18 protein-coding genes and 1 other annotated feature are annotated in these 26,248 nt (G+C 54.5%); of the genes, 8 read left to right on the forward strand and 10 right to left on the reverse strand.

Annotation, left to right across the window (positions count from 1 at the left end; all coding sequences use genetic code 11):
- Positions 1 to 15 precede the first annotated feature (15 nt).
- Positions 16 to 696 carry an MIP/aquaporin family protein gene (locus IDH45_RS14835; RefSeq protein ID WP_190928899.1) on the reverse strand — a complete coding sequence of 227 codons (681 nt, stop codon included), beginning with the start codon at positions 694 to 696 and terminating at the stop codon, positions 16 to 18.
- 431 nt (positions 697 to 1,127) lie between these two features.
- Here IDH45_RS14835 and IDH45_RS34975 point away from each other — a divergent pair, with 431 nt between their 5' ends.
- Positions 1,128 to 5,978: an S-layer homology domain-containing protein gene (locus IDH45_RS34975; RefSeq protein WP_190928900.1), complete on the forward strand. Its 4,851-nt coding sequence runs from the start codon at positions 1,128 to 1,130 to the stop codon at positions 5,976 to 5,978.
- 211 nt (positions 5,979 to 6,189) lie between these two features.
- Positions 6,190 to 7,350 carry a response regulator gene (locus tag IDH45_RS14845; protein WP_190928901.1) on the forward strand — a complete coding sequence of 387 codons (1,161 nt, stop codon included), beginning with the start codon at positions 6,190 to 6,192 and terminating at the stop codon, positions 7,348 to 7,350.
- 46 nt (positions 7,351 to 7,396) lie between these two features.
- Here the strand turns inward: IDH45_RS14845 and IDH45_RS14850 are convergent, their stop codons facing one another.
- On the reverse strand, positions 7,397 to 7,645 hold the full coding sequence (locus IDH45_RS14850) for a hypothetical protein (RefSeq protein WP_190928902.1): 249 nt from the start codon (positions 7,643 to 7,645) through the stop codon (positions 7,397 to 7,399).
- Positions 7,646 to 7,826: 181 nt separating this feature from the next.
- Here IDH45_RS14850 and IDH45_RS14855 point away from each other — a divergent pair, with 181 nt between their 5' ends.
- The 4 genes from IDH45_RS14855 to IDH45_RS14870 all read left to right on the forward strand — a co-directional run bounded on the left by IDH45_RS14855 (position 7,827) and on the right by IDH45_RS14870 (position 13,044).
- On the forward strand, positions 7,827 to 8,513 hold the full coding sequence (locus IDH45_RS14855) for a class I SAM-dependent methyltransferase (RefSeq protein ID WP_190928903.1): 687 nt from the start codon (positions 7,827 to 7,829) through the stop codon (positions 8,511 to 8,513).
- A 665-nt stretch (positions 8,514 to 9,178) separates the two neighbouring features.
- The gene (locus IDH45_RS14860) at positions 9,179 to 10,363 is read left to right on the forward strand and encodes a GNAT family N-acetyltransferase (protein WP_190928904.1); all 1,185 of its coding nucleotides are present in this window, start codon (positions 9,179 to 9,181) and stop codon (positions 10,361 to 10,363) included.
- Positions 10,248 to 11,078 carry a GNAT family N-acetyltransferase gene (locus tag IDH45_RS14865; protein ID WP_190928905.1) on the forward strand — a complete coding sequence of 277 codons (831 nt, stop codon included), beginning with the start codon at positions 10,248 to 10,250 and terminating at the stop codon, positions 11,076 to 11,078. Before IDH45_RS14860 ends, IDH45_RS14865 begins: the two co-directional genes overlap by 116 nt.
- A 108-nt stretch (positions 11,079 to 11,186) precedes the next feature.
- Positions 11,187 to 11,417, forward strand: a binding site (T-box leader).
- A gap of 94 nt (positions 11,418 to 11,511) precedes the next feature.
- On the forward strand, positions 11,512 to 13,044 hold the full coding sequence (locus IDH45_RS14870) for a 2-isopropylmalate synthase (RefSeq protein ID WP_190928906.1): 1,533 nt from the start codon (positions 11,512 to 11,514) through the stop codon (positions 13,042 to 13,044).
- 124 nt (positions 13,045 to 13,168) lie between these two features.
- On the opposite strand, the gene IDH45_RS14875 is transcribed toward IDH45_RS14870, so the two are convergent.
- Together IDH45_RS14875 and serS are read right to left on the reverse strand one after the other, a co-directional pair.
- Complete coding sequence (locus IDH45_RS14875) at positions 13,169 to 13,945, reverse strand: Cof-type HAD-IIB family hydrolase (protein ID WP_190928907.1); 777 nt, start codon at positions 13,943 to 13,945, stop codon at positions 13,169 to 13,171.
- An 88-nt stretch (positions 13,946 to 14,033) separates the two neighbouring features.
- The gene (gene serS, locus IDH45_RS14880) at positions 14,034 to 15,323 is read right to left on the reverse strand and encodes a serine--tRNA ligase (protein WP_190928908.1); all 1,290 of its coding nucleotides are present in this window, start codon (positions 15,321 to 15,323) and stop codon (positions 14,034 to 14,036) included.
- A gap of 651 nt (positions 15,324 to 15,974) precedes the next feature.
- Between serS and hprK the strand changes: the two genes are divergently transcribed.
- Positions 15,975 to 16,916 (forward strand): HPr(Ser) kinase/phosphatase, encoded by a 942-nt coding sequence (gene hprK, locus IDH45_RS14885; protein WP_190928909.1) that lies wholly within the window; start codon positions 15,975 to 15,977, stop codon positions 16,914 to 16,916.
- Positions 16,917 to 17,715: 799 nt separating this feature from the next.
- Here the strand turns inward: hprK and IDH45_RS14890 are convergent.
- From IDH45_RS14890 to IDH45_RS14900, 3 genes are all read right to left on the reverse strand, one after another.
- Positions 17,716 to 18,567, reverse strand: coding sequence for a helix-turn-helix domain-containing protein (locus IDH45_RS14890; protein ID WP_190928910.1), 852 nt, complete (start codon positions 18,565 to 18,567; stop codon positions 17,716 to 17,718).
- A gap of 290 nt (positions 18,568 to 18,857) precedes the next feature.
- A complete protein-coding gene (locus tag IDH45_RS14895; RefSeq protein ID WP_190928911.1) occupies positions 18,858 to 19,517 on the reverse strand; it encodes a response regulator in 660 nt (219 codons plus the stop codon).
- A complete protein-coding gene (locus tag IDH45_RS14900) occupies positions 19,517 to 21,709 on the reverse strand; it encodes a GAF domain-containing sensor histidine kinase (RefSeq protein ID WP_190928912.1) in 2,193 nt (730 codons plus the stop codon). The genes IDH45_RS14895 and IDH45_RS14900 overlap by 1 nt, the downstream gene beginning before the upstream one ends.
- A 270-nt stretch (positions 21,710 to 21,979) precedes the next feature.
- On the opposite strand from IDH45_RS14900, the gene IDH45_RS14905 reads away from it, so the two are divergent.
- Positions 21,980 to 22,555 carry a hypothetical protein gene (locus IDH45_RS14905; protein WP_190928913.1) on the forward strand — a complete coding sequence of 192 codons (576 nt, stop codon included), beginning with the start codon at positions 21,980 to 21,982 and terminating at the stop codon, positions 22,553 to 22,555.
- A 224-nt stretch (positions 22,556 to 22,779) separates the two neighbouring features.
- On the opposite strand, the gene IDH45_RS14910 is transcribed toward IDH45_RS14905, so the two are convergent.
- From IDH45_RS14910 to fdhD, 3 genes are all read right to left on the reverse strand, one after another.
- Positions 22,780 to 24,033, reverse strand: a complete 1,254-nt coding sequence (locus IDH45_RS14910) for an MFS transporter (protein ID WP_223836674.1) — start codon at positions 24,031 to 24,033, stop codon at positions 22,780 to 22,782.
- 108 nt (positions 24,034 to 24,141) lie between these two features.
- Positions 24,142 to 25,152 carry a GTP 3',8-cyclase MoaA gene (gene moaA / locus IDH45_RS14915; protein ID WP_190928914.1) on the reverse strand — a complete coding sequence of 337 codons (1,011 nt, stop codon included), beginning with the start codon at positions 25,150 to 25,152 and terminating at the stop codon, positions 24,142 to 24,144.
- A 15-nt stretch (positions 25,153 to 25,167) separates the two neighbouring features.
- Positions 25,168 to 25,986: a formate dehydrogenase accessory sulfurtransferase FdhD gene (gene fdhD, locus IDH45_RS14920; RefSeq protein ID WP_190928915.1), complete on the reverse strand. Its 819-nt coding sequence runs from the start codon at positions 25,984 to 25,986 to the stop codon at positions 25,168 to 25,170.
- Between the last annotated feature and the right edge of the window lie 262 nt (positions 25,987 to 26,248).

The raw sequence follows: 26,248 nt of genomic DNA on the forward strand, positions 1-26,248 counted from the left end.
CGTTTGATGAATAGCTTATGTGCGGCTATTTAGCACCCGATAAGCGAACGCAGCCAGCGCAGCCCCGATGAACGGAGCAGTGACGAACACCCATAGCTGCGACAGCGCATCGCCGCCCAGCAGGAGGGCGGGGCCGAAGCTCCTCGCCGGGTTGACCGAGGTGCCGGTCAGACCGATGCCGAGAATATGTACGAGAACGAGCGATAGGCCGATGACGATCCCGGCGGTGCTTCTGTTGTCCGACGAAGCGGTTACGCCGAGGATCGCATAAATAAACACGAAGGTGAGAACGATTTCTACGATTACCGCCATCAGCGCCGATATACCGATGCCGTACCCCTCGCCGAACCCGTTTTGCCCCAGACCGGCTACCGTCTGACCGGTTGAATCGATGATCGCATACAGCAGTGCCGAGCCCGCGACAGCTCCTAAAATCTGTGCGACGACATAACCGGCGAAATCTTTGCCGGACAGCTTCTTGCCGAGCAGCATGGCAAGCGAAACAGCCGGATTGATGTGGCAGCCGGAGATCGGGCCGATCACGTAGGCCATCGCGACGATCGATAAGCCAAACGCCATCGCGATTCCCAGAAATCCAAGCTGTTCCCCCGCAGTAGCCGCACTTCCGCAGCCTACCAGCACCAGCACAAAAGTCCCGATCAGTTCAGCCGTGTACTTTTGGACGGATGAATACATGGAATGCCTCCTCGAAATTGGAATAGTTTCCATTATAAACGGTATGCCTATACAAAAACTTACATCCCATATGAACTCCCGATTTCATAAAAAAAATCCGGATAACGAGAGGAATAAGCATCGCTCCTTCTTGAAGCGTTGCGCGGGAGGAAGGTTTTCGACGCGCGGTGCCGGTAGTCGGGTTGTATATGTTCTGTATAGGGGGTATTGCTATAATTTCGAAAGGAATTGTAAGGAATCAGCCGTCCTTACATGCCTTGATTATGGGAGGGACAAGGAGGTTTGGAGATGGGGGGCGAAGAAGCTGTGAATCAGGCTTCCAGCCGGAACAGATGAATGATCTGGAAGTACAGACGATCACCAGTCGTTGCAGATGCTGATGATTTGCGTGATGTATGAAATGTAAAACAAAAGAAAGGTTGATTACTTTGGTGTTAAAGCGAAAAATATCGCTGGTACTTATTGCGGCATTGCTGTTTTCCCTCATTCACCAGTTCTCTATCGGCACGGTGTATGCTGCCGATGCCAATGCCCGAGCAGTATTTGGTACCGGTATATACGCAAAAGAACTGTTTCTCGGCGGCAAATATATGGAGCTTGGTATAAGCCAGTGGGGCGATTTCGGCACGGAGGGTGCGAAACCCGCTAATTTTACTGGAACAAAGGTCAGAAAAACCATTGGTATGAGCGCCGACCACGACGGATTTGGCACGGGAAAAGATTTGCCTATCGATTATTATTTGCCTGGAACGATGGAGGAACGATTCGCGGTTGGCTATAAAATTGGAACAAAAACATTTGCGAACTCGAACTCTGCTTTAATGAAAACCAAAAGCATGCCAACTACGGTCGAAAACGAGTCTGATCTGGCCGCAGGTTTGCTGCAAGCTAAAGTAGTTTCGACATGGAAAGATACAATGGAAATTACTCAGGTGATCAGTTTTAAGGTCGATGACAAGATTTTCCGTAATGATGTTACTATTAAAAATATTAGCAGCGATACTTGGGACAGCGCTCGATATATGCGCACTCTGGATCCGGATAATACGAAGGATGTTGGCGGGGAATTTCCAACCTCTAACACAATTACGCACACCGTCGCGGATGATGGAATCGCTGTCGTAAAAGCGGAGACTTACAATATTAACGATCCTCTGTATAAGGCTTTCAATTCAAGAGCTCCAATCTTCTTTTATTCAAAAGACCCGGCTGCGAAAGGTTCGATATTTGGCTTTACGAATACGAATCCATATGCGCCAGATGCGTATGATAATGCGAAAGCAAAGGGTTACAATGTGAAAGCGGACCAAGCAATCACAATGACCTGGGAATCGAATAAGCTTGCGCCTAATGAAAGCCAAACTTACACGTATTATACCAGTTTGGACGAACGCGGCCCAGATTCGGTATTGACCGAGCTTGAGAAGGACGCCGGATTCAAAGAAACTAAAGCTAATGACGGTACAGTTGCGGGCACCCAAAGAGTCGTGATTAAAGGTGGTACTCTGTCTCCTGTTATTGATCCCGCAAAACTGACAATAAATAATTTGCCGACTCGACTAAAAATCGGAAGCGTGACTCGTGTAAGCGACACAATTCTTGAATTCACCCTCTCCGAGACGGACAAGGCAATCAACCATGGCAGCGAATATTCGATTACGAACGCTTCGCTAACGATAGGCAAGGAAAACCTTGTTGTCGGAATTAAAGATTATACGACGGAAACATTCCCGATCACGTTTATCGATCAGGCGCGGGCGTATATCAGTGAGTCAAACGTAACCGAAGCTACGTACGGTTCTGGAGCAATCAATGGTTCCGTGACGGTTACTATCACGGATGGAGTACTGGAGAAAGATATTACTAAAACAGATATTACTGTGGACAAGCTTCCTGCCGGACTGGATTATACGGTCGAAAGATTATCCGACAAGGAGTTTAGGCTGACTTTCACAGGAACAGCCGCAGATCCTGTAAGTGTGTCCGATGCATCCGTAACCATTGCAAGCGGTAAAGTGGCAGGAAGTAATGGTATAAACTTAAAGACCAACACGTTTAATATCGACTTCTATAAAAAACCGTACCTGTTTGTAGAAAATCCCGTTTTAAAGGAATCAACTAGAAACGACGGGACATTTGACGAGCCGATTATTCTTAAGCTTGTGAATGGCAAATTTGAGGATCCTACGGTTGCAGCCGCTGTTTACAGCATTAATTTGCCGGCGGGTTTATCGATCGGAGATGTTATCAGAAATAACGATACACAGTTAACTATTATACTGACTGGCAGTACGACTCCGGCTTCGGTTACAGATAACGTTTATTTTGGAGTCGATAAATCCAAAGTTATTCCTGGTATGCCTGAATGGCATGTGACAGGGGATAAAGTGTTTTCGAATACTATCTCGTTCCTGTTCACGGATGATTATCCCTCGATCAGCCTTGGAGAGAAAGCCATTCATGTAAATCCGGATGATACGATAACCGAAAAGTTGACCGTTAAACTTCAAAACGGAACGTTCGATCCAGGTGTTGCTGCTAGCCATGTGAAGATAAACAACTTGCCGGAAGGCATAGAAATCGACACTGTAACACTGAAGAGCGGCAGTACTACAGAACTTGAGATTTCGTTTAAGGTTAGCGAATCGGCTAAGTTAGAACCCGCGTCTGCATTTGCATCGGTTCAGATCCATCCAAGCGTCGTAGTTGGCGCGACCGGTCCGCTAACATCCGAGACTTTCGCCTTCAATCCGGCGAAGGCGGATACAGTGACTTGGGATATGATTAAGAAGTTTAATAGTGTTCAAGAAGCAGTGAGAACTGATCTGAAATTACTTGCAGAAGTGATAGGGGGGCCGGTTACCTGGACATCTTCCAACCCTGCTGTTATTGATACGAACGGTACGGTAACGAGACCTGCAGGGAAAGATGAGCCCGTCACTCTGACTGCTACGTTCACAAGAGGCGGTACGACAGTATCCGAAGTATTTAACGTTGTTGTTAAAAAAGCTCCGGAACGGCTGGAACTGATTGATGTAACAGTCGATGACGCCACCCCTAATCAAGCAAAATTAACATTCAATCAGGATATTGCAGGCGCATTAAGCGCGGAAGATTTTAAAAGCTTTACAATTGATGGCCGTAAAGTAATTGCAGCTACTATCGATGGAGATAAAGCGGTTGTTACTTTCGATGAGCCACTATCGCCCGCACCTAAGAATCCGTTGGTGGTCGAATATGACCAAAACGAAGGAAATATCGTTTCAGCAGAGGATGCCGATAATGAATTATCTCCTATCTCTGCAGGTGATCAAACCGGTATTAAGGCAACAAACAACATCGTTCCTCTGCAAATCGTGACGTCTTACGTTGAAGACGGGAAGTTGAAACTGATTTTTAACAAACCCGTCGATGAAGCCGGCCTCGATTTGACAGGACTGGAGTTTGGCGGAAAACCTGTAAAGGCGCCATTTAGCGTGAAAGGTAATGAAGTCGTCGTAGCCCTTCCTGAAGATGTTGCTGGAAATGTACTGACTTATGTACCAGGCAACATTCAGCATAAAGATAATCCTAACAATAAGCTTGGACAGCTTCTTCCTGGCATTGATCTTGGGGTTGGACAAATCTATATCGATCCAAGAGGAAAACTGACCGATAACGGACTTGGGGTAGTTAGCAGCGATGGAGTGACTAAACTTTCTCCGGCGTTCGATCAACAAATTCCTAACGGCTACAAGGCCACGGTTCCGCATTACGTTGATAGCGTCAATCTTGATCCGATACCGGCGTCCGCGACCGGCACGGTAGTTATAGTAAGTGTAAACGGCAAAGAAGTTGACAAGGCATCAGATAAACTGCCGCTGTGGTATGGAGTCAATAAGATCACAGTTGGAATTTACGACAAGAATAATCCGAACATCCTTCTTGGTCAGTATGAGATTACAATTATCCGTGAAGATGAGGAATCCGATAACACCGGGACTGCACCGATCGGTACCGGCATTGGCGGAGGCACTCCTCCGAAAAACGGAGACATCATCAGCAGCGTAAACGACAACACACGTGAATTTGCAACAGGCAAGGCGACGACAGAAGGCGGGCGGACCGTAACTACGGTTCAAATCGATGCAGGCAAGCTTAACGATATTTTGGCGCAAGGGAACGCTCAAAAACTGGCAATACGCGTTCCGAACGAAGGCGATGTCGAGATTCAAGGCTTGACGGCTGAACAAGTGAAGCGGATTGCCGATTCCGGCTCCAGTCTGGAGATCGGAAACCTGCTGGCCATCTACCCGGTACCGGGCGGACAGCTGGACTTTAACGCCATCTCGAACAACTTGAACGGCGCGAAGCTGGGCGATATTGCCGTCCACGTCGACATCAAGCGTTCTCCGGAATCCTTGATCGACAGCGCGCACAGCAAGGCGACGGCTGAAGGATACGAGCTGCTGGTCGATCCGGTCGATCTGAGGCTCACCTTTACAACCGACGGGAAAACAACAGATACGGATCGTCTGAACGGATATGCCGCCAGATATATCGCGCTTCCGGAAGGAATCGATCCAAACCGGATCACGACAGGCGTGGTCATCAATCCGGACGGTACGATGTTCCACTTGCCTACAGTCGTTACGAAACTTAACAACCGCTACTTTGCACTCATTAACGATTTGCGCAGCAACGGAACGTATTCCGTCATCTGGAATCCGAAAGATTTTGACGACGTGAAGAACCACTGGGCTAGAACGGATGTAAACAATATCGCGGCAAGGCTCGATCTTGCAGGAACCGGGAATAATAGGTTCTCGCCTGACCGGAATATTATCCGTTCGGAATTCGCGACTATTGTAGCGACCGGTATGGGCCTGATGCGTCAAAATGTGCTCGAAAATCAATTCGAAGATGTCAACAAATCCGACTGGTATCACGATGGGGTGAGCATTGCCAGCGAATTTGAAATCGTGCTCGGTTATGACGACGGCTTGTTCCACGGAGGCCGGAACATTACGAGAGAGCAAGGCATTGCGATGATCGCCCGCGCGTTCAACCTGGTTGAGCCGCAAAGATTTATGAGTCCGGCGGAGATCGATGCGACGCTTCTGAAGTTCGGCGATGCAGATAACGTATCGGGCTGGGCTAAGGAAGTTGTAGCGAAGATGGTTGCAGCCGGCATCGTCGAAGGCGAAGACGGACAACTGCTGAACCCGCAAGACTACATGTCGCGTGCGGAAGCGGCTGCTCTGATGAGAAGGCTGTTGCAAATGACAAACCTGATCGACTAAGGCGGACGCAACCTGGGGCGAACGGGAAGAAACCATCAAATCCATCAGTCGGATTTGGTGGTTTCTTTTTCGCGTGGAACTCATACAGACGGTTTCCCTTATGTAGCTTGCGTAAATAGCCCGCTTGTCCCTGTCAGAACCAAAAAGGTGGTGATATAATAAAGGAATTGATTGAAATGTTAAATTGCACCAGCAAGGCGGTGTTATCCGGATGAGAACCATTCTGGTAGACGATGAGCGATTAGCTCTGGCGCAACTGAAGAAGCTGCTGGAGCGCGATATAGGCGACATCGAAGTCATAGGCATGTACACCGATCCGCTTCAAGTATGCGATCAGGCCCGGAAGCTTCGGCCGGACGCCGTATTTCTCGACATCCAGATGCCCGGCATTGACGGCCTGGAGCTTGCAGAGCGGCTGCAGTCCGCCGTTCCGGAAGCGGAGATCGTATTTGTAACCGCCTATGATCAGTATGCGGTACAGGCGTTCGAGCTGCATGCCCTGGATTATGTGATGAAGCCGGTTCAATTGGACCGGCTGCAGAAAACGATCGACAGGCTGAAGGACCGAATCTTATCGAGCTGTGATAACGGGACGGCTGAAGAACCGCCGGTAATCAGCTGTTTTCATCAAATCAAATTCCAACTGCCCGGCGGTCAGCCGTTATCGGTCAAGTGGCGTACGAGCAAAGCTCAGGAGCTGTTCGCCTACTTGCTCCATCACCGGGACCGGACGGTCGACAGGGAGACGCTGTTCGAGCTGCTGTGGCCGGATTTTGACAGCATTCGTGCGGCCAAGCAGCTGTATACGACCATCTACCATATCAGGCAAACGTTAAAAAGCGCCGGGCTTCAAGCGGTTACGATCCACAGCGGGGAGCTGGAGGTCGGGTACAAGCTTACGATTGGCGAGGCGAGGCTGGATGTGGCGGAATGGGAAGCAAGGCTGAAGCGGCTGCCGGCGCTTGAGGCCGGACATATGGAAGAGCACGAGCAAGTGTTGGGGATGTATATAGGCCACTACTTGGGCGAGGTAGAATATTTGTGGTCCGAGCACGAGCGGGAACGGCTTCGGAGGCTCTGGATGCATCATGCCGAAGGGCTGAGCGATTATTATCTGGAGCGGGGCATGATAGTCGCCGCCTTGCAGGTGAATCAGCGGATTCAGCATTATCTGCCTTATGATGAAGAAAGCTATTTCACGCTGATGAAGCTGTACGACTCTTTAGGAGATACAGCGGGGGTGGAAGACCAGTACTGGCTTCTGACTTCCAGATTGGAGCGGGAACTGGATTCGGCCGTGTCCCCGGCTATCACGAAGTGGTACGATAGCTGGAAAGAACAGCGGGGGCGTGCGCGTCTTGCCGGGGTATAAGCAAAGGGAAGGAGCGCCAACCGGACTCTTCCCTGCGCCGGAACGTTTAGCGGAGAGGCAAGCTCTCTGCGGGCCTTTTGTCGCCGGAGAAGTACAAGACCGCCTTCCAGCCTCCCGAAGCAGCCTCCAGTTCGATCGTCTGCAGCTCGTCCCATCCGGCGGGGGCCTGTTTCTGTGCAGCTTCTAAACGGAGAACCAATGTGTCTGTCAGCTCTTCCAGCAAATCTTCGGAATAACCGTGATCCGGAACGTTAACGGGAATCGGCCTGTCGTGAAACATGATGCGGAGCAGCATGGCAATAGTCCCTTCTTTTATATAAACTGGCCTGATTATTATACAAGACGCGACTGAACAAAATCTGAACCGGCAGCCCGTCAAAGGGATTGACCTTAACGTTGCGGCAACGTTTATAGTAAGGTTGCCGGGAGAGAACGACTCCCGAGATCCCGCCCCAGGCGGGGAGGAGATGGACGGGATGGTTGACCATGCGAGCATATATGCCGGGCAGGCGGATGTATACGAGGAGATGATAGCCAAGCAGCCGGATTTGAGCGGGGTGCTGGAGGAGATTCGGCCGTTTGACGGACTGGACGCCGCCGACGTAGGAGCGGGGACGGGCAGACTGTCCGTCGTGCTCGGCCCGCGCGTCCGCTCGTTGGCCGCGTTCGACGCCTCAACCGCCATGCTGGATGTGCTGGCCGGCAAGCTTCGCAGCCGGGGACTGACAAACTGGAGGACGGAGCAGGCGGATCACCGGAAGCTGCCTTTGGCGGACAAGTCGGTGGACTTGATCGTATCCGGCTGGAGCGTCTCTTATCTGTGCAACTCGGATGTGCCCGGTTACCGGAGCCATGTACATGAGATTATCGGGGAGATGAAGCGGACGCTTCGTCCGGGCGGCACGATCGTGCTGTTCGAGACGATGGGAACGGGTACGGCAACGCCTGCTCCGCCGCGCTTTTTACTCGATTATTACGAGACGCTGGAGCAAGAGCTCGGTTTCTCGCACCGCTGGATTCGGACCGATTACACGTTCGGCAGTTTGGCGGAGGCGGAGCGGCTGACCCGGTTCTTTTTCGGGAGCGAACTGGCGGCGCAGGTTTTGCGCAACGGCTGGACAGTGGTGCCGGAATGTGCCGGCATCTGGTGGCTGCATGTGTAAGGAAACGGGGACAGGGACAGGGACAGGGACAGGGGCTTTGCCGCACAAGGCGAAGCTTCCTGTCCTTTTCTGTGCGCCCGGCGCCAGAATGTTTAAGTGCTTCACCGTGAGAAGGCGGGTAAAGGAACCTCTTACTCGTCAGGTCAGCTGGCATCGCAAGCTACTTATCGTGGTTTATCGCGGCCGTTCGGTTCTCTGTCCTGCTACTTTTTTGAGGAAGCAGTCGCAATAGAAGCGCTTTGCAGCCTTTATTTGGTCCGAAAACCGGCTTGGGCGCGGAATAAGAGCGGTTTGAACCTGCTAATATCCGCGAAAAAGGCGCAAGTCCCTTCAGGTGGTGGGAATAAGGGGGACAAACCGCTTCTATTTGTCACAATCATCCTCATATGCCGGAAATAGAACATGCCAAAGACTCTTATACGGTCATTTAGCTGTATGTATATGTCGTCTGAGCGAAGCTCAGTGCGAACGGTTCCCAAGAAACTGGGGGACGGGCTTCATTCGGAGTCGAGCTTTCCGGCAGGAAACATTGTAAGTCCGGCGAATGTAGAGGAAGAGCAAGAGAAAGAAAAAGTGAAAGAAAAAAGTGAAAGAAAAAAGTGAAAGAAAAAGAGAAAGTCTGGGGACGGAGTGGGTTCCCGGAAGTTCGAAAGAGGAGGGCGGCCTTGGAACTTCGTTTGTATCTCGATTCGGACCGGGAGCAAGTGATCCGGCTGCACGAAGCTCTCGCCAGACAGGCGGATGCAGGAGTGGATCTCGGCTCGGATGGCGATAATTGGCCCGATATCGAGCTAACCTGTTTGGCCGAAGGCGCGGAGTTCTGGGTAGGCGAGGAGAACGGCGTCGTCGCAGCGACGGGCGCCATCTGCATCAAAAACCCGGCGGTAGGTGAGATCAAGCGGCTGGGCGTACAGCCGGAGCTGCAGCGGCGGGGGTACGGCGGGCGAATGCTGGGCAAGCTGGAGGAGCGCGGACGGGAGCTCGGATACCGGATCGTCTGCGCGGAAACGTCGGGCCGTCCTTCTGCGGCTCAGGAGCTGTTTGCAGGCAGCGAATATGAAGTGTTCGACCGCCAGTCAAACGGCGGCGTTTCAACCGTCATGTACGGGAAATGGGTCAAGGACCTTCCGCCGGAGCCGACGCCGGAGGAGACGGCAAAGTTCGAGGCCGATTGGGCGGTTCATAATCGGCTTCAAGATTATACGAAGCAGCTTTTTCAGGAGGGCTGTACGCCTGAGCAGGTGATGGAACGGGTGCTGCAATCGGACCTGTTCGCTGAGTGGCGTGCGGAGCAACGTTCGTTTCTGGTCGGATATGACGAGATCGAGTTGTACCGCGATCTGGAGGCGTCAGTCCGGATCGGAGCGCATATAGGCCGGACTGAGGAGAGGGCGGCCGCATACTTCGATTGTTTGCCGGACACGGCACCCGCAGCGGACGGAAGCGATGAAGCCGATCCTGTTTTTATTCTTTTGCATGTGCGAATCACTCCAACACAGCTGGCCTATGAGCTCGCTTCCTTCTCCCGGAAGCTGGGTTTAAGCAAACCGGTACCTTATAACGCATTATTGGGATTTATGAACGGTACGTATTTTGACATGGACCCGGACGATCTGGAGCGGATGAACGGGCAAAGGGAACGCGCAGGCGAATGGATGCAAGCCTTTGTCGATGCCTATAGCGACGGATCGGCATCTGTAAGGGATGACGGCGGGCGGACAGGAGGAGAAGAAGGTGAGCGTAACGATGAGCGGCCAGTTGGCGGAAGCACTGGAAGCGGCGGAGACGGGGGTGCTGGTGGACCGGATGGAAGCGATCCGGAGCCGGGAAGGCAACCCGGAAGGGATTGAGATCGAGCGGTTCGGAGGCTGCACCGCCGTATACAGCCGGACGATGGGCTGGACGTCGTTTAATGCCGTGTGCGGAATCGGTCCGGAGGATACGGGAGCCGTTCGCTCGATCGTCGACTATTACCGCGAGCGCAACCGGAAGTTCGAGGTACGGATCATTCCCGGGAAGCTGAATGCGGAGCTGGCCAAGGAGCTGGCCTCACATGGCCTGAGGCAAACCGGGTTTCATTCGGCGTTGTATGCGGAGACGGCGGAAGCCCATACCAACTCGGCCCTTACCGATTCGGAACAGGACGACGGCGACGTGACGTTCCGGGAGATGAACAGCGATGAAATCGATATCTACGGCCGCATCCATTGCCTCGGCTTCGGGCTGCCGGCTAACGGGGCGGCGCCGATCGCGGCGAACAACCGGGTATTGTTCGGACGGGAAGGATGGCGGTTTTTCCTGGGCTTCGCAGGGGGAGTCCATGCGGCTGTAGGAGTCATGCGGGTGCAAGGGGATATCGCGTCCTTCACGCTGGCCGCCACGCTGCCCGACTACCGCGGCCGGGGACTGCACGCCGGGCTGCTGCGCAAACGGATCGAGACGGCCGCTTCCTGCGGAGCCCGGTTCGTCGCCGCCCAGGCATCTTTCGGCTCCGCCAGTTTCCGCAATATGGAGCGGGCCGGATTGAAGCTTGCGTATTTGCGGGCGATCTGGACGATGGAATGACGATTGCGGCAGGGATGAACTGCATAAGCAAAAAAGTTGAAAAACGAAGGAAATGCGATGTTGACATCCTCATTTAACGTGGCATATAATAACCAATAAATAAATACGCCAAATGTTGCGATTAGAAATAGTAGAAGTGAAAAGAGCTTTCAGAGAGCCGTTGGCCGGTGCGAAACGGTAGTGACATTCATTTCGAACTCGTCTATGAACGGCTGCCCGAATCAAGTAGGGCTAGACGGATTTCCCCCGTTACAGGGATAGATGGTGATGGCCATCGAAGAAGATCATTTCCCATGAAATGAATTAGAGTGGTACCGCGAGTTCAACCTCGTCTCTATACGTAGAGACGGGGTTTTTTTGTTGATTAAATTCCGGGTTTAATCAACCTCGCTGCACCTACTTACTAACCAAACATGCCTAGGAGGAACATCAAATGAACCGTAAAATTATCGTACTGGATACTACGCTGCGCGATGGAGAACAAGTACCCGGAGCGAAATTAAATATGCAGCAGAAATTGGAAATCGCTCAGCAGTTGAAGAGACTGAACGTGGATATTATCGAGGCCGGATTCCCGGCATCGTCCGCCGGCGATTTTCAGGCGGTCCAGGAAATTGCCCGCAGCGTAGGTGACAGCGTCTCGATTACGGCACTCGGCCGGGCGGTGAAGAGCGATATCGACGCCGTCTACGAGAGCATCAAGCTGGCGCAAAATCCGCTGATCCATATCGTGCTCGGCACCTCCAACATTCACGTGGAGAAAAAATTTAATCGTTCCAAGGATGCCGTGATGCAAATGGGCGTCGATGCGGTCAAATACGCCAGAACGCTGCTTCCTCACGTGCAGTATTCGACGGAAGACGCTTCGCGCTCGGAATTCGAATATTTGTGGAGCACGATCGAGGCTGTCGTCAAAGCGGGAGCTACGATGATCAACGTGCCGGACACGGTCGGTTTTGCGGTACCCGAAGAATTCGGCGAGCTGATCCGCAAAATTAACGACAGGCTGAAAAACCTGAACGACAAAGTCGTCCTCAGCGTCCACTGCCACAACGACCTTGGGATGGCGACGGCCAATACGCTGAGCGCGATCAAAAACGGCGCGGAGAAGGTCGAGTGCACGATCAACGGGCTGGGCGAGAGAGCGGGCAACACGTCCCTGGAAGAAGTGGTCATGGGCCTGAAGGTAAGGGAGCCGTTCTACCAATGCCGCACCGATGTGAAGACGACGGAGCTGCTCCGGACGTCCCGGCTGGTCAGCCATCTGACCGGACTCGACGTGCAGGTGAACAAAGCGATTACCGGCGAGAACGCCTTCGCGCATTCGTCCGGCATCCATCAGGACGGCCTGCTCAAAGATAAGCAGGTATACGAGATTATGTCGCCCGAGGACGTCGGGGCCGAAAGCATGGAGCTGATCCTGACGGCCCGCTCCGGACGCCACGCCTTCAAAAATGCGGTGGAGAAGATGGGCTTCGACACGTCCGACGCAGCGGATTTCGAGCAGTTGTTCCAGAAGTTCCTGACGCTTGCTGACGCCAAAAAAGAAGTGTACGACCATGACGTGTTTTATTTGGTGACTAATCACCGCACGATCGAGCAAAGCGAAAGCCAGCTGTACATGCTGGAATCGTTCCAGGTCATCAGCAGCGATCAGACGCCTACGGCAACGGTCAAATTGAAAAAGGGCGGGGAGTCAATCGTCGGCAGCTGTGTCGGGGACGGTCCGATCGACGCTTTGTACAGTGTCATTAAATCGCTCGTCGGCCTGGACGTGCAGCTTAAAGATTATAAAATCAACAGCTTGTCCCGGGGCAAGGAAGCGATCGGCCGGGTCAATATCCGGATCGAATACGAAGGCAAAACGTATTCGGGCCGCGCGATGGATACCGATATTATCAAAGCAAGCGCGAACGCCTTGCTGAACGGGATCAACGCCATCGTGCTGGAGCTGGTCAAAGCTTGATTGACGTCCTGCGGACCAAATGGGAAAGAGCCCCCGAAACGGATTTCGGCGAGGCTCTTTCTGTTGCTTGGATGATTGGACAGAGAGCATTCGCGAGGCGGCCACCGGTCGTTCGAAAGAGGAGTTACCCGATTAGTCCGGCATACTTCAATCCGTTGCGGATACCGCCTTCGTCCACATGAGTTGTGACGTAGTCCGCGTACGGCTTCAATTCCTCGTGGGAGTTGCCCATCGCGATCCCGAGACCGACCAGGGAGAGCATTTCTTTGTCGTTCAGGCCGTCACCGAAAGCTACCGCTGCTTCGGAGCCTATCCCCAGATGGGCCAGAAACGCTTCAATCCCTTGCGCCTTGGAGCGGTCGTCCGGGATAACATCCATTGCCTTCTCGTGCCAGCGAATCAGCTTCAGTCCCGGAACGGCCTGGTCGTACAACGGTTCCTCGGCCGTCTCGCAGTGGAGAAACAGCTGGTAGATCGACTGCTTCTTCCAGAAATCCGGGTCATGCCCGGGGAGATCGACCCGCAGCGAGGTGACGGATTCAATCATAAACGGATCGGCTTCGTTGTTCGTATAGAACGCGTCATGGCCTTCGAAAACGAGGCTGTGCCGGTGCCGGGCGGCAACGCCGACGAAGCGTTCGACACTCTCTCGCGGAATTTCCCTGCTGAAAATCGGCTTCCCCTTATAAACTACATAGGCGCCGTTCAAGCTGATGTAAGAGTCGATGCCAAGCTTCTCGGCCAAGGGGGCGAAAAAGTAAGGGGCTCTTCCGGTCGCGATGACGGTTTCGATTCCTCGGCTTTGCAGCTCCCGAATGGCGTCGACCGTGTCTTGCGGAATCTGTTTCTGTTCATCGACCAAGGTACCGTCGATATCGAAAAATACAATTTGATAAGACATGAGCGCTTCTCTTCTCCTGTTCTCCTATAAGGGTCCGGGGCGGCCGATCGGCCTTCCCCGAAGTATCTCGCTGCGCATAGTTATCGTTTTACAGGTGCGGCTTGGGCTCAATCGCTTCCATCCCGTACATATACGGCCGCAGCGCCGGCGGAATATAGATCGAACCGTCCTCGCGCTGATGATTCTCAAGCAGCGGAATCAGTATGCGGGGCGACGCGACGGCCGTATTGTTCAGCGTGTGGCAAACTTGCAGCTTGCCCTCTTCGTCCCGGTACCGGATATTGGCGCGGCGCGCCTGGAAGTCGCGCACGTTCGACGACGAATGCGTCTCGCCGTAGCCGTCCCGGCTCGGCATCCAGGTCTCGATGTCGTATTGCTTGTAGTTTTTTTGTCCCATGTCTCCGGTACATACGGCTACGATGCGGTAGGGCAGCTCCAGCATCGCCAGCAGTTCCTCGGCGTTGCCGGTAATTTCCTGGAGCATACGTTCCGAGACGTCGTCCTCTCCCCGGCACAAAATCACCTGCTCCACCTTGGCGAATTGGTGGACGCGGTACAGCCCGCGCACATCCCGCCCGGCCGAGCCGATCTCGCGGCGGAAGCAGTTCGAGACGGCGGCCAGCCGGATCGGCTCGGCGACGTCCACGATTTCATCGGCGTAATAACCGATCAGCGACGCCTCCGATGTGCCGACCAGCCATTTATTGTCTTCCGGCAGCCGGAACGTCTGCTCTTGACCTCCCGGGAAAAATCCGGCGACGTTTAACGTTTCTTCGCGGACGAGCAGCGGTACGTCCATGACGGTAAAGCCTTTGCGTACGAGCAGATCGAGCGCCAGCTGCTGAACGGCGCGGTGCAGGTGCAGTCCCGCGTCTTTCAAATAATAGTTGCGGCTGCCGGCCGTCTTGACACCGCGGGGCATATCGATCAGCCCCAGCGTCTCCCCGAGCGTCACATGATCTTTCGGCTCAAATGCGAATGTTGCGGGCGTACCGACTCGTTTGACCTCGACATTATCCGCATCCGTCGCTCCGACCGGCGTATCCGGCGATACGATATTCGGCACGAGCTGCATAAGCTTGCGAAACTGCTGCTCCAGCCCGGCAAGCGCCGGCTCGTTCTCCGTCAGCTCGAGCCCTACGGCCTTCGCCTGCTCTTTCAGCCGCTCGGCCTCGGTCTTGTTGCCCGCACGCATCTGCCGGGGGATATCCTCCGACAGCCGGTTGCGTTCCTGGCGAAGCCGTTCGACTTCGGCCAGCATTTTTCTGCGTTCCTCATCCGTTCGAAGCAGCTCTTCGATCGACACTTCGATTCGTTTCCGCTCGGCCGTTTGCTGCAGTTGCAGTTGATTCTCCCTAATAAACCGGATGTCCAGCATGGTGGTCCACGTCCTTTCGTTATCCGAAAAAATGCAAAAAGCGCCCCCGTCATTTGGGACGAGGAGCGCTTTACACCCGCGGTGCCACCCAATTTGACCAGTCGCCCGGTCCGCTTGGTTCCGCGGTAACGGGGCGGTTCCCGGTATGCTTAGAGGACATGCGGCCGTATCGGAATCGGGTCCGATACGCAAGAACGGGAGCTGCTTCGAACGAAACAGACCCGGATGAAGTCCTGGTCGCAAACGCCTCCGAGTTGGATTCTCGTCATCGGCCTAATGCGTTTGTTTAATTTTGAAATATTGTACTGCATCCGCCATCCAGTGTCAATGCCGGATTGCCTGGAACGGCCGCCGGTTTTCCTATAAAATGGTGATGAGCATCTTGTGCGATTATGAAGTTCCACACGTCCGTCAGCCGGTCGATACCGAGTTTCGCAGCGGCGACCGGCCGCTCCCTTGATTTTGGACACAAAAGATTCAACTTTAAAGCGAAACTGCCATAGGGGCGCAGCGTATATATAACGGCTGAAAAAACAGCGGAACAACCCCTGGGAAAACGCTTGCAACAAATCGGGGAAGCGGGCATAATGAATACAGCTTCCGCTCCGATCAAGCTGTGAATATAACGATAGAAAGAGGTGCAGCGGCTCTATGAAATCCATCACCGTCCAAGATCTAGTCAACCGATTTCACTTGGAAATACTTGCCGGGCATTCGCAATTGCACCGAACGATCAGCAAATCCCGGGTTCACCGTCCGGGGCTCGAATTCGTCGGGTATTTCGATTTTTTCCCGCAGCAGCGGGTGCAGGTGCTTGGCCGCAAAGAAATCACATACTTACACAAACAGACCGAAGATGAGCGGGATTCCCGCATCGGCTCGGTCGTACAATACCACCCGCCGTGTTTCGTCGTAACCTGGAACCAGGAGATGGAAGGATTGCGTTATCTGATCGCGCATTGCGAGCGGGAAGGCATCCCGCTGCTGCGCACGGCGGAGCAGACGACCAAATGGATCGGCATGGCGGACGTTTTCCTGACGAAGATGCTCGCTCAAGAAATTCAAGTGCACGGCGTCTGCGTGAATGTCGCCGGCATCGGAATTCTGCTTCGCGGCAAATCGGGAATCGGCAAAAGCGAAACGGCGCTGTCGCTGATCCGCCGCGGCCACCGGCTCGTCGCCGACGACGCCGTCGTCCTGCGGAGAATCGGTCCGGAGACGATTATCGGTACGCATGACGGCAAGACGAAGGAGTTTCTCGCCTTGCGAAGCGTCGGCCTGATTAACGTCGCCCGGATCTATGGCCGGGGGGCGTTCCAGGACGAGACCCGGATCGTGCTCGATATCGAGCTGACGCCGTGGAAGGAAAACGAGCTGTACAACGACCTCGATATGACGCCGAAGACGTCTTCCTATATGGAGGTCGACATCCCGTACATCCAAATATCGCTCCAGCCGGGCCGCGACGTCGCAGGACTCGTCGAAGCCGCCGCCAACAACTGGTCGCTCCGCTTGCAAGGCTACAGCGCGGCCGAGGAATTTATGCAGCGGATCGAAGCGTTCGCCCAGCAGCAGCAACAGCAGCCTAAATAATAGCGCTCGCTGAATTGGCGGCGGACGGCCATAACCTTTTAAGGAGAAGGGGCCATCTGCAAAAGTGTGCGTTCGATAGGGGAGTATCCCCATCTCCAAATGAAAGGACCTCAAGTTCCACGGTACAGTGGAGGCTGAGGTCCTTTTTCACGAGGAAAATCGGTTCTGAGCGGAGACGAACTCGGATGACGTTTCTCCATCGCGATAGGGGCCGGAATCGAGGCTGTCGATTCATTGTGGACAACCAAGTGGAAAGGGGAAAGATTACCTTCTGGCGAGTTTTGTCTGGAATCCCCTACCTTACAATCCTTATTCAATCAAGGGATTCCGGACAACCTGTTTGAGCAGAAGAAGGTAATTTTTCACTTGGAACGGCCTGCTGACACTTCTACACAATGAATCGACAGCCTCGGAATCGATGGTTATCCTCAGGTGTAGCGGAAGAGCGGCTTCCGTTATTCGCGCAAGGTGCGTAACTTTCACGTTATAGCGGAAGGATGGTTTCCGTTATTTCGAATTAAAATGGGGATATAGCTGATTATTATGAAAATAACGGAACCCATTGTTCCGCTATGATTCGATTTCCCGCTGCGATCAACAGATAACGGAAGTAAAACTTCCGGAAGGAGCTTCACAGGCTGCATGTCAGTATAAAGCACCTCAGAAACGTACAGTTTGAGCAAAGACGAAGGAGTCCAAGAAGCGCTCTTGACAGAATTCGTTCATATCAGGAAGTTAAGTTCGCTGTTGCCCGGCTGTTCCCGCCGCTGAAATTCCCGAGTATCCTCTGTCTGCCCCATCAGCTCCCGAACTTTTTGCGGAAATCTTTCGGGCTCATCCCCATGGCCGCCTTGAATACCCGCCCGAAATGCGACAAGCTTTCGAAGCCGACGCAGTCCGCGATTTGCGTTACGTTTTTGTCCCCTGCGACGAGCAGCTTCTGGGCTTCCTTCAGACGGACAAGGTTGACATATTCGACGAACGAAAAGCCGGTCACTTTGTTGAAGATACGGCTCAAATAATGCGGATTAATATGGAACAGCTCCGACAGCAGTGTAAGCGACAGCGGCTCGGCGTAATGCTCGTTAATGTAGGCGGCGACGCCCGACACCCGCTCGAACATCGGGTTGTCCGGCTCGGCGCGAAGGGGAGAGCCGGTCTGCTCACGGATGCACCGGCCGGCGAACAGCAGCAGCTCGGTCAGCGCAATTTTGACGTAAAGCGGACTTTCCGGCGTTGGCGACTTGCTTTCCTCCAGCAGCTTGTCGATCAGCCCCTCGACTACGGCCTGCTGCTTGATGTTCAGCCGCAGCACTGGCGTCTCGAAGATCGGCTTCGGGTCCCAGCCGGAGCTGCCCGCGATCGGGTCGATCAGGCCGTCGTGATATTGGATCAGCACGCGCTCATGCTCTTTCGTAATCGTTTGCGTTTTGTGCAGCACGAACTTGTCGATCAGCACCAGATCGCCGGGCAAGATCCGGTATGTGCGGTCTTTGATGAAATAATAACGTTCCCCGGAAAGCATATAATAGATTTCGTAAGCATCGTGATAGTGATTCGCCGGCATATTAAACGGGGTGGTCCGGTGCACTTTGTGAATATAAAACGGCTTGGGAACCAGATTCAGCCGTTCTCCGTACGTCTCGCTCATCGCTCCGCCTCCCTGCTTCCGGTCCTCACAAAAGCTGCCACTTCGCTCCGCTCCTTATTTCCTAGCTTCATCCCATCTCTCGGTGCTGAAAACTGGAGGACAAGATATATCGATTCTGTGAGATAAATTAGTGAATATTCACAGTTATTATACGTATTTTTACTAATCATCATAACAGAGAGCATGAGGCTTGACCAGATCGAACGGCAAATGAATAGAGGTGCCCTCCGCGCGGGAAGTGCCCGGTGCCCGGCTTGCCGACGGGTTTGCACGCCTCGGTTGACGACCCGCTACATGTCCGGCAGCTCGGCTCCCTCCCTGACCTGCAGCAGCAGACGGCGGGCTTCATGGCGGTCCATCACCTGCAATTTGTTCAGCAGCGTGGAGACGTTGTTCGCGACCGTTTTGGCGCTGATCGCAAGCTTGCCGCTGATTTGGGCGTTCGTGTACCCCTCGGCGATATGCTCCAATATGTCCATTTCCCGTCTAGTCAGCTCGGACAGAGCGGGATGTACGGACGGTTCCTTCGATTGCGAGGCGGAAAAGTAATGAATCATCCGCCCGGCGATATCCGAGCCGAACACCGCTCCGCCGCTGCCGACGATCCGGATCGACTGGAGCAGTTCGATCTCGTCCGCATCTTTCAGCACATATCCTTTGGCCCCGGCACGCATAGCGGTAAAGACCGACTGGTCGTCGCGGAACATCGTCAGAATCAGCACCTCCGTACGCGGGTGCTTTTCCTTGATCAGTCGGGTCGCCTCGATTCCGTTTATCCCCGGCATCCGGATATCCATAAGAATCAGATCCGGGTCCAGCTTGGCCGTAAGCTCCAGCGCTTCGTCTCCGGTCGAAGCTTCTCCCGCCACAACCAGATCCTCCGTCGTGCGGAGCAGGTTGCGCACCCCGCTGCGAAACAGAGGATGATCGTCCGCTATTATAATATTCATTAAGTTTTCTCCTCTCCCTGCAATGGCAAAACGGCCACAATCCGCGTCCCTCCCGAATCCGGCTGCTCGATCGTACAGCGCCCGCCCAGCTCGGCCGCCCGCTCGCGGATCGACCCGAGACCGATACCGGAACCCGCACCCGCTGCCGAAACCGTTCCAGGCTCCGCCAGCGGGGACCGGGCATACATCCCTTTACCGTTATCGGCGATCTCGATCATCAGCTCCCTGGACGGGGAAAGGTCGAGTCTCACCGCACATGACGTCGCCTGCGCATGCTTCAACACATTGGCAAGCGACTCGCTGACAATCCGGTAAGCCGCCACCTCGACAGCTGCAGGCAGTACGGGCAGCGCCGGCGGCGTATAAAGCCGGATGCGGAGAGGCTCTTCCTCCGAACGGCCGACCATCGGCATCGCCGGCTTGGACAGCTCGGCGATTCGTTCCCGGATGGCACCGGCCAGCCCCAGCTCATCCAGCGTGGGCGGACGAAGCTCGTGCACGAGCGTGCGGATCTCCTCCACCGTGGAGCGAATGACCAGGCGCAGCTCGGCCATCATCCGGATCGCGGCCGCCGGTTCCTTCTCGACATAGCTTTGGGCCGCCGCCGCATTCAGAGCGAGCGCCGCGAGCCGCGGAGCGAGATCGTCGTGAAGGTTGTTGCGCAGCTGCCGCCGCTCCTCTTCCCGGGCCAATACGAGCTTTTCCCGGGAATCCCGCAAATCTGCGACCAGCAGCTTCATCCCGAGCGTCATTTTTACATTTTCCAGAATCGGCCCGGCCTGACGTTGCAGCACCTCCAAAAATTTCATATCTTCGGCGCCGAACGTTTCCCCGGGAGAGCGGCTGGCGATATGGAGCGTCCCGAGTTCCTCGCCCCGGTGAATAACCGGAAACGCGTGCAGCTCGTATACCGGCTCGCCTTCCGAGGCGATCATCGTCTCTTGCCCGTCCACGCCGATGGAGATGCCGGTATACGGCAGGCGCAGCGCGTCTTTGACCGTCCCGACGACGGCCTTCAGCATCGCATCCGGCTCGACCGGATGCATCAGCCGATTGCCTAGCTCGATCAAGACGGCGTACGGATCGTCGTGCCTGCCTTTCATAAGCCGGTTGATTTGGCGCTGCAGCCACTCCTTCAGCGGCGCGAAGGCGACAGCGACGACGGCGGTGGCAAGCAGGGAGACGAGAAAATGGTCTTTCGTCTGAAAAACCCGGCTCAGATAAAATACGGCGGCCGTGTACAGCAGCACAACGCAAACCGTAAGGGCTGCATAGACTAACGTCCGGTTCACCAAAGGATCGATATCCCACAGCTTTTTGCGCAGCACGGCGGTCATCAGCGTAACCGGAATCGCGAGCAGAACCAGATGCAGCACGCCGTTCAGCACCACATAGGTCATCGCGGAACCGTCGTGCAGACTGGGATCGAACAAAAGGCTCATCGCAATAAAGCCGACGAAGCCGACGGAGACCCCGTAGACGACCCATTTGGTCTGCTGACGCTCGGCAGGGGTGGATACTCGGCGAAACCGGTATATTTGCGAATAGATCATAGCCGCCGTAAATGATACGAACCACAAAAACTGGATGAATACCGGGACGTTCAGCTTCTCCCACATGTTTCCGTCGAACATCAGGATGACCGCATCCATCAGGACGATCACTACAAAAAAGAACCGGGTCCACCGGGGCACGAAGCGCCCGTTCGGAAATAAGAAAATAAATAACGCAAGCGAAATCCAGCCGACCATCGAGACGATCATAAACCACAAATGCGCGGCCGCCGAATCCTCGGAAGCGACGACGAACAAGGAGGGAAACGAGGTGCCGAAGGAAACCATCGCAATGACGGCGAGCAGGCCGAGCGGTTCCCGCCGGCATTTCCAGAACAAGACGGCGGAGGTTATATAAAAGACGGACGTAAAGCCCACATCGATGAGGACGAACAGCGCCGCATAGGTTTCCAAAGACAAGCCGTTTCCGTCGATCGGCATCGCCGGTACGGATTTGCCGCAGCCTTCCGGGATGCAGCTTGTTACGAGTGCTGTGTAGTAACCGGGGATACTGCTCAAGTAGAGGCCGATCGTAATCAGAGCGAAGGTCAGGACAAGGAGCTGCAGGCCGAGCGATAACCGGTTATGGCGATGGCTCGCATAAGCGGTCCCGGCGGGCGGGTGAACGTCCGGTTTCATGAAAGATACCTCTTTCCCGATTATGTGGATTTCGTATATGGACGATTAGGATGGTCTGCGGTGATTGGAGCTTCTGTTTTCATTATAGCCGCCTCCCCCGCTTCCTGAATATGGGGGCGGATCATTTTCCCGTTCGGGTCAAGCATTTTCCCGAAACCGTACACCGTTTTTCCTGCGCTCGTCGGGAACCGCTGCTCTGCCCCGGAGGAATTCCCGCACATTATGATAGGTACCGAAGCGACACGATCAGATGAGTGGAGGATGAAGCGAATGAATTTGGGACAACTGGTAAAAACGCTGGGCTGGATTTGTGTGCTGGCGGGAATCGCGCGGATCGGCATGACCCCGACGGCTATCATTTGGGGGACGGACAGCGTACAGGAGCTGACTTTCGGATTGATCGCCTGTATTTTAATGTCGATAGGCACCATCGTTACTTATATGGTCCAATCGGAGGAGACGGGGGGGATCGGACTGCTTGCGACACTCGGCATCATTATCGGCAATATCGTAACGACGGCGATGGTCTGGACGGTTTTCGTATTCGGCGGCCATGTGGAGATGCCGGACGGTCCGGTTGTCACGATATCCCGTGTGGTGTCGATGGCAGGGTTTCTGGGCGGTACGCTTGTTTTCGCCTATTTGACGTTCCGGGCCCGCGTTTTTCCGCGCTGGGTCGCCGGGCTGCAGCTGGCGATCGTTCTGTCGATGTTCCTTCCTCTGGAAGACAATCAGTGGTTTGCCGCGGTTTGGGGACTGGCCTATGTGGGGATGGGATATTGCATCGTGGCGGATAGGCTGAACAAGAAGACGGCTGGCGTTCATGCAGAAGGTCTGAAGATGTAACGATAGTACTTGAGCAGATGGGGGTGCTCCATAGTCATATTGCGATTTTGTGAGCTCCGCCCTGGAACGGGATTTCATCGAGAAAAAGGACCTCTGCTTCCGCATTACCGCGGAATTTGAGGTCCTTTCGATTGGAAATGGAGACGTTCCCTGTCATGAGAACTTTCGGGACACCCCCGATTGTCGTGCAGGGGGCGCCACCGATCCGGCATTGCGGGAGACGGCTAAGCCGATCCCGCCACATCCGCAGCGGCGCGGCTCCGGCGCGGCATATGCCAGGCAGCGATGACCGCGAAGACGACGGCGCAGCCGAGATATGCGGGCGTCAAGCCGCCGGCCCAGCCCGCCAAGGCGTACGACAGCGCCGGCCCGATGGCCGATCCGAGGTCGGTCGCGACCGAGTAGGCCGTCATGACGGCGACGACGGAAGCCGATCGGGCGGCATCGGAGGCGAGCGCGTCCATCAGCGTCGAGACGGCGGTCCCGGCGATCATGACGAGCAGCACGGCAGCGAGCCAGAGCGCGATCGGCAGCGGCCACGGCATAAGCGCGAAGCCGGCGGCCGAAGCGGCGAGTGCGGCGGCGAACAGCGGCAGCCGTCCGCGCGGGCCGTCCGACAGCCGCCCGAACCAGGAAGCGAGCAGCGGCTCGCTCGTCCAGCGAATCGCCTGCAGGACGCCGGCAAGTGCCGTGCCGCCCAGCACAATGCCGAGCAGCGTATGCGTGCCCGGATAGTTGGTGTCGATGACGAGGCTGAGCGTGGCGGTTAAGACCGATTGCAGCACCGCCAGGATCAGGCCGGTTGCGACCGCTTTGCGCACGGCGCGGGATTTGTACCATACGGGCTCCGCACCGGCTTCGGGGGCGGGAGAGCCGGTCTTGGAGCGTGACGCCGGAGCGGCGTAACCGCTTTTGGGCATCGGGATCAGGATGGCGGGCAAGCCGGCAAGCGCCAGGGCGCCGAAGGCGACGGAAACCGTTTGAAGCCCGACGATAGGCGCCAGCACGCCGCCGAGCAGCATCCCGAACAGGCTGCCGATCCGGGAGATTCCGTTGTACCGGCCCATCCGGTGACCGCGGTTCGTATGATCGGAATAGGCGATCACGGTCAAATAACCGCCCATCCGCAGCAGCGACCAGGCGATCCCCCAGACGGCCCGCAGCACGAGCCAGGCGGCGAAGCCCTGAAACATCCCGTAGCCGACCGTCGTCAGCGCCCCGAGCAAGACGGCGGCGATCAGACCGGTTCGCAGCGGCATCGAATGGTACAGCCAGCCGATCAGCGGATTCAGCGGCAGCCGGACGAACCGGTTGATCGAGAGCAGAATCCCGACTTGCCATAGCGAGGTCAGCCCCGCCTCCTGCCAGTATATCGGCAATACGACGTACAGCATCGAGTCGCCGAGCAGGCAGAAGGCGGTGACGATGGAGACGATCGTAATCGGTTTTTGGTTTGCGTTTGCAGCATTGTCGGTCAATCCGTTCACTTCCGTTCCTAGACGAATCGTTCGATTAGATTATCATAATCGATCGATACGATCTTGCATAGAAGCGGCCTATCGCCGGAATTTGCCGTTGAGTATGGATTACCCCCCGATATGCGACATCTCAATTTTCGGCGAAACGTGCGAATTCGTCATTCGGTCTTCCGAATAGCGGTCTGACCTTGCCTTCCATATATCTTGGATATATGCACCGATTTCGCTATCCGTCTGGTCCGATCGAAGCAGCGTACGCAGATCGTGGCCCCGGGAAGCAAATAGGCAAGTATACAGCTTTCCTTCGGCGGAAATTCTGGCGCGTGTGCATGTCGAACAAAAAGCGTCGCTGACAGACGAAATGATTCCGATCTCGTCCTCGCTCCCTTTGTAGCGATAACGTGAAGCGACCTCGCCGTTATACAGGGCATCTACAGGCTCTAGCGGCATCCGTTCCTGAAGGATATCGAGGATTTGCTTTTTGGTCACGACGTTATCCCATTTCCATCCATTCGAATTGCCGACATCCATAAATTCGATAAACCGCAGAATATGCCCCTTTTCCCGAAAGAAAGCGGCCATCGGCAGCACATCCTGATCGTTGATCCCCTTTTGCACAACCATATTGATTTTCACTTTCATTCCTGCCTGCACCGCCGCTTCAATGCCGTCCAATACAGGCTGAACCCCGCTTTTCCCGCCGTTCATCAAACGGAATCGCTGATCGTCGAGCGAATCGAGGCTTACGGTGACCCGATTTAGCCCCGCATCCCGAAGCGCTTTGGCATATTTGGGGAGCAGGACGCCATTGGTGGTCAGCGCCATATCTTCGACCCCCTCAAGCTGGTTCAACCGATGGAGAAAAGCAGGGAGATCTTTGCGCAGCAGAGGCTCTCCGCCTGTAATACGCAATTTTTTGACGCCCAAGGAAACGAAAATCCGGACCAGGCGGGTCGTCTCCTCGTAGCTCAATATGCGGTCTTTAGGCAAAAATTCATACTCCGGCCCGAAAATTTCCTCCGGCATGCAATACCGGCAGCGAAAATTGCACCGGTCCGTAACGGATATTCGCAAGTCCCTTAACGGACGATGCCGCAGGTCCAGGAGTTGATGCTCCATGGTGTTCACCCCAATCTATGTTGAGTATCGTCCCTTCGAATGCAGCTCCTCAATTCGATAAGGATGGGTATAGACATTTAAGGAATGATTGCGGATAAACCCGATCGTCGTGATCCCCAGCTCATCCGCCAATTGCAGAGCAAGTTCCGTCGGGGCGGATTTGGATAACACGACCTCGCACCCGATTTTTGCGACTTTTAATAAGATTTCGGATGAGAGGCGCCCGCTGAATACAATCATGTTCCCTTGCAACGGAATACGATGCTTTAAACAATGTCCGTAAATCTTGTCCAGCGCATTATGCCGGCCAATATCCATCCTCGATAAAACAATCCCCTGTTTATCGCACAGCGCGGCATTATGGACGCCTCCCGTATTCCGGAACACCTCTGCCGAGCTTTGCAGCAATTCCATGAAACGAAAGCAATCATCGAACGATAAAGTCACCCGGGTTTCTGTGATCACTTTTGCCGTTTTGGCATCGTTGATAAAATAAAAGCTTTGCCGGCTTTTTCCGCAGCAGGAGGTAATGTATCGTTTCGAGTGGAATAGTTGATACAACTCATTCCTTCTTCGGGTACGGATATGAACGAAACCCGCGCTCTCATCAAACGAGATCTCGTCAATGTCATCATAGTGTTGAATGACGCCTTCCGAAGCCAGAAAACCGACGGCCATATCCTCGATGTATTCCGGCGAACAGACCATGGTTGCAAACTCTTCGCCATCGATGCTGATGGTAACAGGGTATTCGGTCACGATCGGGTCCTGCACATGCTCGATGGCTCCGCGATGATAGCGGATAATCTCACGCTTTTTCTCGACCGGATTCACATCTGTCACATCCCTTACTGCCGTATTTGGTTGCGGTCCGACGAACACAACGCCTCCGGATTGTACAGCTCAAGAAGAGTTGAGAGGGGATTGCTGCAGCCGTCTGTCGGGTTCTATGTATGAAAAAACCAGCATCAAACAAACTCATCGTTCGGGGGAGTCTGTTCTTGCTGGTTAACCTCCCTACACGATCGTTAGGGAAATCAATCAAACGTTGGGAAGAGTATAAAGCGTTCCCGTGCTCCAGAAACACTTCATGCGA

This window comes from Paenibacillus oceani (genome assembly GCF_014705615.1).
Taxonomy (GTDB): domain Bacteria; phylum Bacillota; class Bacilli; order Paenibacillales; family NBRC-103111; genus Paenibacillus_AB; species Paenibacillus_AB oceani.

Coding starts and splice junctions, on each gene's coding strand:
- IDH45_RS14835 (WP_190928899.1), bottom strand. CDS start 696: ATGTATTCATCCGTCCAAAAGTACACGGCTGAACTGATCGGGACTTTT.
- IDH45_RS14845 (WP_190928901.1), top strand. CDS start 6,190: ATGAGAACCATTCTGGTAGACGATGAGCGATTAGCTCTGGCGCAACTG.
- IDH45_RS14850 (WP_190928902.1), bottom strand. CDS start 7,645: ATGCTGCTCCGCATCATGTTTCACGACAGGCCGATTCCCGTTAACGTT.
- IDH45_RS14855 (WP_190928903.1), top strand. CDS start 7,827: ATGGTTGACCATGCGAGCATATATGCCGGGCAGGCGGATGTATACGAG.
- IDH45_RS14870 (WP_190928906.1), top strand. CDS start 11,512: ATGAACCGTAAAATTATCGTACTGGATACTACGCTGCGCGATGGAGAA.
- IDH45_RS14875 (WP_190928907.1), bottom strand. CDS start 13,945: ATGTCTTATCAAATTGTATTTTTCGATATCGACGGTACCTTGGTCGAT.
- serS (WP_190928908.1), bottom strand. CDS start 15,323: ATGCTGGACATCCGGTTTATTAGGGAGAATCAACTGCAACTGCAGCAA.
- hprK (WP_190928909.1), top strand. CDS start 15,975: ATGAAATCCATCACCGTCCAAGATCTAGTCAACCGATTTCACTTGGAA.
- IDH45_RS14890 (WP_190928910.1), bottom strand. CDS start 18,567: ATGAGCGAGACGTACGGAGAACGGCTGAATCTGGTTCCCAAGCCGTTT.
- IDH45_RS14895 (WP_190928911.1), bottom strand. CDS start 19,517: ATGAATATTATAATAGCGGACGATCATCCTCTGTTTCGCAGCGGGGTG.
- IDH45_RS14900 (WP_190928912.1), bottom strand. CDS start 21,709: ATGAAACCGGACGTTCACCCGCCCGCCGGGACCGCTTATGCGAGCCAT.
- IDH45_RS14905 (WP_190928913.1), top strand. CDS start 21,980: ATGAATTTGGGACAACTGGTAAAAACGCTGGGCTGGATTTGTGTGCTG.
- moaA (WP_190928914.1), bottom strand. CDS start 25,152: ATGGAGCATCAACTCCTGGACCTGCGGCATCGTCCGTTAAGGGACTTG.